Source organism: Sinomicrobium pectinilyticum (assembly GCF_003725735.1).
Classification (GTDB): domain Bacteria; phylum Bacteroidota; class Bacteroidia; order Flavobacteriales; family Flavobacteriaceae; genus Sinomicrobium; species Sinomicrobium pectinilyticum.
The window spans coordinates 55,341-68,669 of record NZ_RJTM01000099.1 but is presented as its reverse complement, the minus strand read 5'-3'; the positions used below and the strand labels follow the sequence as shown (position 1 = coordinate 68,669).

6 protein-coding genes are annotated in these 13,329 nt (G+C 44.0%); all 6 read left to right on the top strand.

Translation table 11 applies throughout. The features are described 5' to 3' along the window. The first annotated feature begins 126 nt into the window (after positions 1–126). The 6 genes from ED312_RS14310 (at position 127) to ED312_RS14280 (ending at position 13,322) form a co-directional block, all read left to right on the top strand. On the top strand, positions 127–1,080 hold the full coding sequence (locus ED312_RS14310; RefSeq protein WP_123216702.1) for a PorP/SprF family type IX secretion system membrane protein: 954 nt from the start codon (positions 127–129) through the stop codon (positions 1,078–1,080). A gap of 82 nt (positions 1,081–1,162) precedes the next feature. Further along, positions 1,163–1,981, top strand: a complete 819-nt coding sequence (locus ED312_RS14305; RefSeq protein ID WP_123216701.1) for a hypothetical protein — start codon at positions 1,163–1,165, stop codon at positions 1,979–1,981. Between the two features lie 740 nt (positions 1,982–2,721). Next, the gene (locus ED312_RS24430) at positions 2,722–3,810 is read left to right on the top strand and encodes a DinB family protein (RefSeq protein ID WP_123216700.1); all 1,089 of its coding nucleotides are present in this window, start codon (positions 2,722–2,724) and stop codon (positions 3,808–3,810) included. Between the two features lie 312 nt (positions 3,811–4,122). Then, positions 4,123–8,205 (top strand): hybrid sensor histidine kinase/response regulator transcription factor, encoded by a 4,083-nt coding sequence (locus ED312_RS14290; RefSeq protein ID WP_148044298.1) that lies wholly within the window; start codon positions 4,123–4,125, stop codon positions 8,203–8,205. Positions 8,206–8,602: 397 nt separating this feature from the next. Then, positions 8,603–11,725, top strand: a complete 3,123-nt coding sequence (locus ED312_RS14285) for a SusC/RagA family TonB-linked outer membrane protein (RefSeq protein ID WP_123216697.1) — start codon at positions 8,603–8,605, stop codon at positions 11,723–11,725. A 13-nt stretch (positions 11,726–11,738) separates the two neighbouring features. Further along, a complete protein-coding gene (locus tag ED312_RS14280; RefSeq protein WP_123216696.1) occupies positions 11,739–13,322 on the top strand; it encodes a RagB/SusD family nutrient uptake outer membrane protein in 1,584 nt (527 codons plus the stop codon). Positions 13,323–13,329: the final 7 nt, after the last annotated feature.

Sequence of the window (13,329 nt, the reverse complement as noted above, 5' to 3'; positions counted from 1 at the left end):
ATAAAAATTCAGAGTCCGGATCAAGGCCTGACAGCCCGTGCCAATAACTAACCCGGATTTCTCCGGTACCCGTACCGGTGTTCAAAAGAAGCGGAAAAGTGGCTTCGGGCCAAAAAATATAAACAAATGAGAAAAAAACTATGTATACTGGCTGTTCTTTTTGTTGTAAAAACCTATGCCCAGGAACTTACCCTGCCCGTATATACACAATACCTCGCAGACAGTGAATTTGTTATTTCCCCGACCTATGCGGGTATCGGAGAATATATAAGAATACGCGCCAATGGTGTCACTCAATGGGTAGGGATAAAAGATTCGCCCAATACACAATCAATCGCCGGTGATGTACGGCTGGGGATGCGGTCCGGGGTGGGGATCACCTTTTTTAACGATAAGAACGGTTATACCAGGCAGTATGGCGGCAGGCTATCTTACGCACATCACCTTACCATCGATCCGTATGAGAATAATTTCCTCTCTTTCGGGCTTTCCTATAACTTCAACCAGTTCAAAATAGATGTTTCCGAGTTTCCTGCGGGAGACCCGGGGATCACGGATAACCGGCTTGTAAACAACCATAATTTCGACGTAGGCGTATTATATCGTTACCGGAGGTTGTACATAAGCCTTAATGCGGCTAACCTGCTGAACAAGCGGACAGACGATTTTGCGGTGACCGAGCCCAATATCCTGCGGAATTACTATATCTACGCCGGGTACAGGTTTCGGAAACACAAAAGGAGCGAATTCGAAATAGAACCCTCGGTGTATTTCCAGATATTCGAAAGCGACGGGCGTTCCAGTACCGATTTTAATATTAAATTCAGGAAGTACGATTTCGAAGATTATTACTGGGCAGGGATATCTTACCGTTTTCTCAATGACCAGGTACTGGACCCGCTGAATATAGGGCCTATGGGCGGTATTAAAATCAGTAATTTTTACGCGGCTTATTCCTACCAGGTATCGCTCAACTCTATTTTCGGGTACAACAGCGGGACGCATATGATTACCCTGGGGCTGGATATCTTCCAGGGAATAGGGGAATGCAAATGTACCCTCAATACGGGAGGATGGTAATGTTCCGTGAAATTATCCTCTGATCGCCCCGACCCGTATACCACTGATATTATTTTTTTCAATCCTAAAACTTATAATTTTCATGAAATATATACTGTGTTCTGTTTTTATGATGTTTTCTGCTTTTACTTTTGCAGATTGTACTTCCCTGTATTCTGCGGTAACCTATGCCTTTTCGCATAGCGGAAAATCCCTTAAGGCCAATAATTTTGACCATCAGCGGTATTATGCAAAACGGTCTATGGAAGCGATAGAAAAAGCGGAGGAACAACTGGGAAGCTGTGGGTGTACCAAAGCGGGCCCCATCATTTATGATGTTAAGGACAACCTGGAAAAGGCCATGGACCCGGAAGATTGGGATATGGGAAGGTTTTATGTTAAAAAAGCCCGTGCCTTTCTCGATGAGCTGATCACCGCCCTGGATTTATGTACGGCCGATACGGACCCGGTCCCTTCGGAGATGCCGGATGCCGAAAAGGAAAATGATTATGATGATAAAAAGGTGAAGGGGGAAAAGACAGAAACACTAGCGGAAAAGCAAATGGCCCTGAAAAAGGAACAGGAAGCCCTTATCGCCAGGCAGAAAGAACTGGAAAAAAAGCTACAGGAACAACGTCTGCTGGAACAGCGCCTGAAGGAAGAAAGGGAATTGGAACTCGATGCACAGAAAGAGCTTATGGTAAAAGCGGAAATAGAATTGTACAAAATGGAAAGTGCCGCAGTAGAACTCATCCGTACTTTTTCCTGCGAAAAAGAATTCACTGCTACCGGAGCATATAAAAGAAGCGAAGAAGTGTTGGAAAATGAAAGCCTTCGGGAAACCCGGGACTTTTATAAGGGAAAATTCAGGGAAATAACGGAAAAGATGCTGAAGGAACTCAATGCGTGTACCGGTAAATAACGACATCCGGTAAATCTCGCGAGTGCCGGATTTCCCATGGCGGGCCTTTGGTCTCATCCGGGCAATAAATATTTTATACGGTATCGGAGGCTAAAAAAACAACTTTTATTTTTATCAATTCAAAAAATACCCGTATTTTTGCCCAGCATTTGTAGTGACTGTCCGGGAAATGAAGAATGTTCCGATGATTGTAGAGAGGAAGTTGCTTAATGAATTGATTATAAACGTGTTTTGGTGGGATTCAATCCTGCCCGGACCGCCGAAAAAGGAGAAAGTTTCAAAATTCAGGAGCTTTTTACTTTTAAAATTTAGTTGTGTTGTTTAGGGTGAATCCCTGATTTACCCAGGTTTAGTAGTTAGACCAATGAAAGGCTTTTCCGCTGTAGCGGAGGGCTTTTTTTGTTTTTAGGCATTTCCTCCCCTTTTATTTTTGATGAAAACCGGTGGTGCCTGACGTATAAAAAAACAACACCCTGCTTCATCTTATTTCATTTTATGGTTAATTCGCTGTTAAGTCCTTCCTTTAAATAAGCGTCCGGTTCGGGAAACAGGAGGGCCCGGGAAGCTGTATATTACAGATCAGGCTCCTGTTCCCGGAACTCGTTTTTTAGAAACACAGTGCAACTTCTCACAGTATGATAATTAGTACAGTTTTCAATTCTTAAAAAAATACTAAGAAAAAGTTAAAATATCAAATTAAAAAATCATTAAATTTGATAATCCACCAAAAGAAGAGAAATATGAAAATACTTAAGCGGATACTTATAGTCCTAGGGATTATAATTGCCATTCCACTGATTGCGGCATTGTTTGTAAAAAAAGAGTATACGGTAGAGCGGGATATTACGATCCATAAACCGAAAAAGGAAGTTTTTGATTATGTGAAATATCTTAAAAATCAGAATAATTACAGTAAATGGGCAATGATAGACCCCGATATGGAAAAAACGTATCGCGGGACAGATGGCACGGAAGGATTTGTTTCTGCCTGGAACAGCAGTAAAGAAGATGTAGGATCGGGCGAACAGGAGATTAAAAAAATAACAGAGGGGGAAAGAATAGATTTCGAACTCCGTTTTTTTAAACCGTTCGAATCCGTTTCACCGGCATACATGACCACCGAAGCCATTTCAGAAAATGAGACCAAGGTAACATGGGGATTTGAAGGGCACATGAATTACCCGATGAACCTGATGATGGTATTCATGGATTTTGAGAAAATAATCGGTGACGACCTGCAGACCGGTTTGAACAATTTAAAAGAAATTCTGGAATCCCGGAAAACAATAGCCGCCGGCAGCAGGGAATTTTTATTCGATTATTTTAAGCAAACCGCGGATAATCTCGCGGAAAGCGTGGCCGGTTTGAGTGAGGCACAGTTACAGTTTAAGCCTGCAAAGGACAAATGGTCCGTAAGCCAGTGTTTAGAGCATATTGTCACTACAGAAAGTATGCTGTTCAATATGGCCCTGAAAAATTTGGAAGGCCCTGCCAACCCGGAGGAAAAGGGCGAAGTGAAATTTACCGATGAAGGACTTATTGCAGCAATTACAGACCGGAGCCAGAAGGCAGAAGCCCCGGCAGAGCTCCAGGGAAAAGGTAAATATACTGATCCGGAAACAGCTCTCCGCGACCTGACAACCGGCCGTAAAGCTGTTCTGGAATATATAGGAAATGTTTCTGTGGAAGACCTTCGCGATCATGTCATTGAATTTCCCTTTGGGAAAGTGGACGGCTACCAATCTTTGTTGTTTGTGGCCGCGCATAGTGCAAGACATACCCTGCAGATAGAAGAGGTAAAGGCCGCTCCGGGGTTTCCGGACAATTAAGTAATAAGGAAACGAAAACGACCGGAGGCGATCGCAATAAACAGCCTTTGGTTTGTAACATAATAAGAATAAGATCTATTGTTTTTTATATGGATTACAGTCAGGCAAAGAATAGTTATACCCATTTTTCCCGCTTTTATAAACAGTGAAAAACCGGTATAACCAGAAATGAAGTTATATAATGTCAACTGATTGACAGTCTAATCCGATTATATTTTGAAATACCTGTTTGCTTTCATAATAGCGTTTACCTGCATCTTTAATTCTTCAGGAAGCAGGCTCCCTGTCCAACCGCGTTTTTCCCATATTGATATGGACAAAGGATTAACGCCGGGATCTGTTAATTGCTTTTATAAAGACGAGAATGGTTTTATCTGGATTGGTACGGCCTCGGGGCTCAACCGTTATGATGGTTACCAGATGAAGGTTTTTCGTTTTGACCAGATGGATTCCACAGTGTTCAAGAGCAATGATATCAAGCATATTTTCGGGGATCCTTTAGGTAATATATGGGTGCAAACTGCCTGGGGAATTAATATTTTAAATCCCGAAACGGAAAAATTCACCAATGACCAAAGTGAAATACTCAAACAACTCGGTATACCGGGATTTCCTGAAATCCGCGGTATTTATAATGATAAAAATGGTAATTACTGGTTTGTTCATAACCGGGGAGGGCTGACAAAACTGGAAGGCGGGACCCAAAAAATTATACCCGTAATCGTTCCGTCTGCGAAGGGAAGTACCGTTAGTCACGATATTTCTAATTTATCACCGGACTCTAAAGGTAATATGTGGTTTATAGACGGGTCAGGTACCATAAAGAAAATAGACCATAAGACCAATACGGTAAAATCCGTACGGGCTATAACCAACCTGCCGGAAGGCGCCGAGCCGGCATTCCGACTGTTCGTTGACGGAGATGATGATATCTGGATCTATTATACCGGGGACAATGGCCTGTTGTTTTACGATGCGGATAAAAATACCTTGTCCGTGTTTCATAAACAGCACCCGGGAACCAGGCTTAATTCCGACCGGATCAATGGTATAGTGGAAGAGGAAAAAGGCAGGATATGGGTGGGTACGGACCACGGAGGGATAAATATTATAGATAAATCCGGTTTTTCGGTGACTTACATCACCCAGAATAAAGAGATCAGAAACGGTCTTTCTCATAATAGTATTACCTCTTTGTACAAAGACCGTGAAGGCATCATCTGGGCAGGAACATTTAAAAGCGGATTGGATTTCTATCACCCTAACCTGATCCGTTTTCCGCACTACAGGAAGCTGGCATCAGATCCGAAAAGTATTCCTTTTGACGATGTGAACACATTCACTGAAGATCGGCAGGGGAACCTTTGGATAGGGACAAACGGAGGAGGATTGATATATATGAACAGGGCCACGGGAGAATATACGCAATATAAAAACGACCCGAATAATCCCAACAGCCTTAGCAGTGATGTAGTCGTCTCTCTTTTGTTGGATGCGACCAACACCTTATGGGTAGGCACTTATATGGGAGGGCTGAACCGTTTTGATGGCAAGACCTTTCAGCACTACAAACACGATCCGGATGACCCCGGATCGATAAATGATAATAATATCTGGAAGATGTACGAAGATTCCAGGGGAAATTTCTGGGTGGGGACACTGACCGGCGGGTTGGACCTGTTTGACAGGGAGCAGGGAATATTTCATCATTCCGTAGATCAGAATGGCCTGTACCCTTTACACAGTAATTTTATTTCGGCAATTACCGAAGACAAGTATGGTAATCTGTGGGTGGGGACCGGGAACGGTATAGTAGTGTTCAACCCGGAAAGCGGCGTACCCCGCTATTATGAGCATAACCCTCAACAACCCAATTCCCTAAACAGCAATGCTGTCCTGTCCATTCATATAGACAGCCGGGATAACATCTGGGTAGGGACGAATAACGGATTGAACTTGTTCCGGGAAAAGGAGGACGGTTTTTTGTCGTTTTCCCGTAAGGACGGATTGCCTGGAAATGATATCCTGGGAATCATGGAAGATAATGAAGGAGACCTCTGGCTCACAAGTTCTTTCGGACTTTCCCAGATGGTTAGAAAATGCTGGGAAGAAGGCAGGTTTTTTGTACGGAATTACGATCAAAGCGACGGGCTCCAGGGAAATGTATTCAATGTTAATTCCTATTATAAAACCGGTAGCGGAGATATCATCATTGGCGGCGCTAACGGGTTTAATATCTTTAATCCCTCAAATATTGGCCAGAACACCGAGGTGCCGAAAGTGGTGTTCACCTCGTTTTATCTTTTCAACAAGCCTGTGGGGCAGAACCAGTATCTCAATGGCCGGGTGCTACTGAAAAAGCCCGTATTGGTTACCGAAAACATTACACTTAAACACGACGAAAATCTTTTTTCAATTGAATTTTCGGCGCTGAATTTTATTCATCCGTCCAAAAATAAATACAAATATAAACTGGAAGGGTTTGACCAGGAATGGCAGGAAGGAAATTCGGAGATGAGACGGGTAACTTATACCAACCTCGATCCCGGAACGTACCGGTTTAAGGTGCTTGCTTCCAACAATGATCTGAAGTGGACTCCGGAAGACGGGTTTGCCACGATAGAAATCACGGTCCTGGCCCCTTTTTATAAAACTCCCGTTGCCTATTTCCTGTACTTTGTATGTATAGCCTGTTTGTTGTATGCCTCCAGGTACAGGACCCTGAAAAAACAAAAACTGCGTTTTCAATTGGACCAGGAAAGACGGGAGGCCAATTATTTACATAATTTGGATCTGATGAAAATCCGGTTCCTGACAAATATCAGCCATGAGTTTAAAACACCCCTAGCGCTGATATTGTCGCCGGTAGAAAAACTTCTTAAAAATTCGCAGGAAAACAGCGACGAGTATAAACACTTTGAACTTATACACCGAAATGCGAAACGTTTGCTGAATATGGTGAATCAGTTATTGGATTTCAGGAAAATTGAGCATAATTCACTGGATCTATGCCTTTCGCAGGGGAACCTGATCAAATTCATAGAACAATCCGTCAATTCTTTCCAGGTAATCTCCGAAAACAAACAAATAGAGCTCAGCTTCCATGCCGGGAGAAAAGAATTTCATGCGTCTTTTGATATGGACAAAATGGAAAAAATATTATTTAACCTGTTGTCGAATGCCTTTAAGTTTACCCCCGAAAAAGGACAGGTAGTCGTGGAAGTGGAAATAGTGGATGATCCGGAACTACAGAAACCATTCAAAAATATGGTGCTCGCCGTTAAGGATAATGGTGTAGGGATCTTACCGGAAGACAGGGAAATGATATTCGAACGTTTTTACAGGTCCGAAACCCCCGGAACGCTGGTAAACCAGGGGAATGGGATAGGGCTGTCCATAGTCAAGGAGTTTATTGAAATACACGGTGGAACGATCCGTGTGGAGAGTGAAGTAGGAAAAGGAAGTGCCTTTATTTTAGAGCTGCCATTGCAGGAACTGGAGGCCGATTCCAACTGTAAACTTACCGGTGTGGATTGCAAAGACCCGGAAACTGTGGTTCCGTACCGTAACCACGAAGATATTGCATACCCGGATCCCTTTCCCGCTGTGGACAGTTCCCCGAAATCCAGGATTCTGATCATCGAGGACAATGAGGACTTTTTATTCTACCTGAAGGACGGCCTCTCCCCGTATTTCCAGGTGGAAGTAGCGAAAAACGGTAAAGAAGGATGGCAGAAGGCCCTTTCGGTATTACCCGATCTTATAGTCAGTGATGTAATGATGCCCGTAATGAACGGTGTGGAACTTTGCCAGAAAGTGAGAAAGGATTCCAGGACCAAACACATTCCTTTTGTATTACTGACCGCCCAGGATTCGGAAAGGCATCAGTTAAACGGACTGAAAATAGGTGCGAGCGATTATGTGACCAAACCGTTTAGTTTTGAGCTGTTGCTTTCCAGAGTCAATAATCTCATAAAACAGAGGAAATCCTTTCAGAAAGAATATGAAAAGAAAATAACCATTCGGACGAGCGAGGTGGAGCTTGTATCCATGGACGATAAATTTATCCGGGATGCGGTCAGAATCATCGAGGCCAATATGAGTAATCCTGAGTTTTCCGTCGAGGAGCTAGCCGGAAAATTAGCTGTGAGCCGTACCTATCTTTATAACAAGACGGTAACCTTACTGGAAAAATCCCCTTTGGAATTTATCAGAAAAATACGTCTGGAGAGAGGAGCGGAATTATTGAAAAAAAGCCAGATGACCATTGCCGAGGTCGCTTTCACCGTAGGCTTTAATCATCCCAAATACTTTTCCAAATATTTTAAGCAGGAATACCACATGCTGCCTTCGGAGTTTATAAGCAAACAACAGGAAGTCCATCAGGAAGTATAGAGATATACTCTCTTTTCCATGCGGGATAACAGAACTTATTCCACCAACGGGCAATTTGTTATACTTCCGTCTCGGGAGAGAAGGTCCCCGGTGCTGTGTAGTTGTACTGACAGATAGCCGGCAGCCCTGATTTACGATATTTCCAATCTGTAATTTGCACTTAAATAAATAGTTACAGTCTTTTCCCGTAACTGCAATCCACAATCCGGAATTCTTTTATTTACCCCCGGCCGTAAACAAATGATCTATCATTATGATGATTTGATGCACCTCCTATTTCCTTAACTCACATACTTTGCGATTGACAATTACTCATCTAATGAGTGCTTAAAATGGTTTTTAAATAATTTAAACAGAAACCAATTATTAAATCAACAATCAATCAAGCTAAAGACTTATGACAAAAACTAATCTCAAACTGAAGTTAGGGAAAAACAGTGTCACATCTCTGTTTTTTATCCTTGCTTGCACATGGTTCGGTTTTGCACAGGAAATTACGGTAAGGGGGACGGTTACTTCCAGTACGGATAACATGCCTCTACCGGGTGCGAGTGTATTCATTATCGGAACCAATACCGGTGTAACTACCGATTTTGACGGTAATTTTGAACTTTCAGCGCCTCCCGAAGCTTCGCTGCGGGTAAGCTATATCGGTTTTACTGCCCAAACCATCAGCATAAATAACAGGACAGTGATAGATGTTGCGTTGAGCGAAGACGTTGACGTTCTGGACGAAGTAGTGGTTATTGGTTATGGTACACAGAAAAAGGCCCTTGTGACCGGTGCAAATATACAGGTAGGTGGTGAACAACTGCAAAAGCAGAGTACCACCAATGCACTGCAAGCCCTGCAAGGGCAAACTCCGGGGGTCCAGATTACTTCTACTTCCGGGCAGCCGGGATCGGGTTTGAATGTGGTCATCCGCGGATTGGGATCCACGGGAGGCAATGCGCCGCTTTATGTAGTGGATGGTGTATTGACCGGAGACATCTCGTACCTGAACAATTCCGATATCGAATCGATCTCTATTTTAAAAGATGCAGCTTCGGCAGCTATTTACGGTTCACAAGCTTCCAACGGGGTGGTATTGGTCACTACAAAAGGCGGTAAAAAAGGAGACCTGCAAATGACTTTCGACCAGTATTACGGTGTACAGAAGGTAGCTAATAAAATAGATATGCTCAATGCCAGGGAATATGCGAGTATACTCAATGAGGCCGCTGTAAATTCAGGAAAACTACCTTATTTCAGCAATAGTGATATCAATGCCATGGGAAGCGGTACCGATTGGATGGGCGCTATGTTCAAAGACAATGCCGTAACCCAGAATTACACCCTGGGTGTTTCCGGCGGCTCGGAGAACTCCGTCTTTTCATCATCACTTTCCTATACTTCCGAAGAAGGTATTGTCGGCGGAAGAGACCTCTCCAATTACGAACGTTACAACTTCAGGATCAATTCCGAACACAAACTCTACGACGGTAGGGTGACATTCGGGGAAAACCTCAGTTTCGCTTATATCAAAAACAATGGAGTGGGTGTTGGTAACCAATACAATAATTCATTGAGAGGGGCATTCAATACAAACCCGTTGGTACCTTTCTACGACGAAAACGGTAATTATTACAATACCTCCGATGACAGCGAAGGCTGGTTGGCCGGACAATCGAATCCGTATGCTTCTATGGTTTACGGAAACCAGAACAGGAACAACAGCCAAAAGCTTGTAGGGAATGTTTACCTGGAATTTGAATTGCTGAAAAACCTCAAATTCCGGACAAGCCTGGGAATCGATTATACGGCTAACGAAGGGCATGCCTTCAGTCCCATCTACCAATTATCCGTTTATAATTTCAATAACTATACTACGGCGAGCCAGTCTACGAGCAAAGGACATTCCCTGTTGTGGGATAATCTCCTGACCTATAAGTTCAGTATCGCGGAAAACCACAATTTCGAAGCTATGGTGGGAACTTCCTCATTTAAGTATGAAGATAACTATATGTATGGTAGCAATGTAAACCTGGTTTTTGACGATCTGAAGCGCGCATGGCTAGACAATGCCCTGAACACCGATGGTGCGCAGATAACATTAAATGGCGGACCGAGGAACATCAACAAAAGGATGTCGTATTTCGGAAGGCTGAATTATACTTACAAAGACAAATACCTTTTAAATGCCACCTTCAGGGCAGATGGTTCCTCCCAGTTCCACCAGGATAACCGCTGGGGTTATTTCCCCTCGGTTTCGGCGGGATGGGTTGTTACGGAAGAAGAATTCCTCGGCAATACCAACTGGCTGGATTTCTTTAAACTGAGAGGAAGCTGGGGCCAGGTGGGCAACCAGAACGCGGGTAACTTTCAATACCTGTCGCCTGTAACATTTGCCAATACCAATTATATTTTTGGGAATGAAGAAGGTGTTTTGTCGCCCGGAGCCTATCCGAGCAGATATGCCAATCCTGACCTGAAATGGGAGGCTTCCGAGCAGATAGATATCGGTTTTGATGCCCGCTTGTTCCGCAACAGCCTGACGGTTAATTTCGATTGGTACAAGAAGACCAACAAGGACTGGCTGATCAAGCCTCCTATCCTCGCTACGGCAGGTGCCGATGCTCCCTGGATCAATGGCGGAGATGTGGTAAACAAAGGGGTAGAATTGGCCTTGAGTTATCGCGGTAATATTAATGCCCTGAATTTCACGGTAGGAGTTAACGGCGCTTACAATAAAAATTCCGTGGGTAACATCCCCACGGAAGACGGTATTATTCACGGTGAAACCAATCAGTTGTTTGATAATTCGTCAGAATTTTACCGTGCGCAAAGCGGGTATCCCCTGGGATATTTCTGGGGACTCGAGACCGCAGGGATCTTTCAAACCGAACAGGACGTGCTGAACCACACCTCAAACGGAACCGTAATACAACCTTCGGCACAACCGGGAGATGTTATTTATGTAGACCAGAACGGGGATGGTGTTATTAACGACATGGACAAGATAAACATCGGCGACCCTAATCCCGATCTCAATTTCGGGTTTAACATTGCCTTAGACTATAAAGCCTTCGATTTCTCCCTGCAGGCCAATGGTGTAGCGGGCAATCAGATCGTACAATCGTACCGGAACCAGTCCAGCCAGTATGCTAACTACACTACGGCAATCCTGGACCGCTGGCATGGCCCTGGTTCGTCCAACAGTGTTCCGAGGGTTACCGAAGACAACAGGAACTGGGTGAACTTTTCCGACCTCTATGTACAGGACGGGGATTTTCTGAGGATCAGCAACGTGACCGTTGGTTTTGATATAGCCAAACTAAAGTTGAAGAAAAAGTTCTTTGCCAGTCAGTTCAGGGTTTACGCTTCTGTACTTAACCTCTACACATTTACCAATTATAACGGTATGGACCCCGAGATCGGATATGGAATTTCGAATGACGATTATAATTTTTCCTCGGGCGTAGACCTCGGGTATTATCCCAGGCCGAGGACATTTATGATGGGATTAAATGTTAAATTCTAAAAAACTTTGAAAGATGAAAAATTCCTTGAAATATATACTGATACTTGGCATTTTGGCATTAGGAGCCTGTTCAAAAGACTTTTTGGATGTAGAACCGCAGGAGGGTACCGATGAGAACTTTTACGATAATCCCACCAGTGCTTCTTATGCGCTTGTGGGGTGCTATGACGGTATGCAGATCGCTTCCGGGGGTATTGGCGGATTGAGTTTCCCTGTAGCAAGCGAAGTACTTTCGGATAACTGTTTTGGCGGTACGGGTAATTCCGATGGATATGGCTTCCAGGCTGTAGATGAATTTGATATTTCCCGGTCGCCTGCCGATGCCAACCTGTACGAAAATAACTGGATACAATATTACCGGGCACTATATCGATGTAATGTGTTGATACAGAAGATGGCCGGTATTGATTGGGGCGATGATGCCGATATAAAAATACAATACGAATCGGAAGCCCGGTTTATAAGGGCACACCTGTACTTTGAGATGGTACGCCTCTGGGGCCATATCCCGCTTATTATTGAACCTACTACCGAAAATGTCCCTCAGGCAGCTCCTGATGAGGTGTATAAGCTGATAGCCGAAGACCTGGTTTTTGCCGCGGAAAATCTTCCGGCTGAACCTTATACTGAGGTAGAAAGCGGCAGGGTTACCAAATGGGCTGCCGAGGCTATGATTGCCAGGGTATTTTTGTATTACACAGGCTACTACAGTGCTTCCGACCTGGTTGGAGTGGTGAATAAAACCCAGGCCCTTGCTTACCTGGAAGATGTGATAGCCAACAGCGGGCACAGTCTGGTTGATGATTTTGCCAAGCTGTGGCCGGCAGCCTCCGTCGAAGATTATGCCGGTGAAGACAATCCGGAAGTAGTGTTTTCCGTAAAACATACTTATACCAGTGATTATGACGGAAACACGGATGGCAATCACTGGATGGTGATGTTTGGTATGCGGGACTATGATCATTATCCCTACGGACGAGGTTGGGGGATAACGGTAAATCCGAAATTGTGGAATGCTTATAATGAGAATGATATTCGACGGGAAGCCAGTGTCATTGCTATTGATGAAGAGGAGATCCCCTATGACAAACAAGATGGCCACAGAGAATATACAGGTTATTATAACAAAAAATACAGCCCGATGATTGATGAAGATGGAAATAGTGTTACCGACGAGGTAGGAGGAGAGAATTTCCAGATCGGCCAGTTTCAGGACTATTTTGTCATGAGATATGCCGATGTGCTGTTGATGGCTGCAGAATTGGGCAGTTCAAATGCCCAGGCGTATTTTAACCAGGTACGGCAGAGGGCCTATCAAGAAAATTTCACGGCTATCCCGGCGAACCAACAGAACATTCTGAAGGAACGGCAATTGGAATTTGCATTCGAAGGAATCAGGTATTGGGACCTGCTTCGCCAGGGGATAAGTACTGCAGCGGCAGAACTGGCCGAGAATACCTCCCTGTTGAATGGAGGCGTAGCGACTAACAAGGTTATTTCCGCTCAGAATGTGGAAAGTACCGGCGGATTACAACAAATACCGAACAACCAGATTACGCTGTCCAATGGCGTGTTACAACAAAATACCGGTTGGTAACAGTTAA

Coding starts and splice junctions, on each gene's coding strand:
- ED312_RS14310 (WP_123216702.1), top strand. CDS start 127: ATGAGAAAAAAACTATGTATACTGGCTGTTCTTTTTGTTGTAAAAACC.
- ED312_RS14305 (WP_123216701.1), top strand. CDS start 1,163: ATGAAATATATACTGTGTTCTGTTTTTATGATGTTTTCTGCTTTTACT.
- ED312_RS24430 (WP_123216700.1), top strand. CDS start 2,722: ATGAAAATACTTAAGCGGATACTTATAGTCCTAGGGATTATAATTGCC.
- ED312_RS14290 (WP_148044298.1), top strand. CDS start 4,123: ATGGACAAAGGATTAACGCCGGGATCTGTTAATTGCTTTTATAAAGAC.
- ED312_RS14285 (WP_123216697.1), top strand. CDS start 8,603: ATGACAAAAACTAATCTCAAACTGAAGTTAGGGAAAAACAGTGTCACA.
- ED312_RS14280 (WP_123216696.1), top strand. CDS start 11,739: ATGAAAAATTCCTTGAAATATATACTGATACTTGGCATTTTGGCATTA.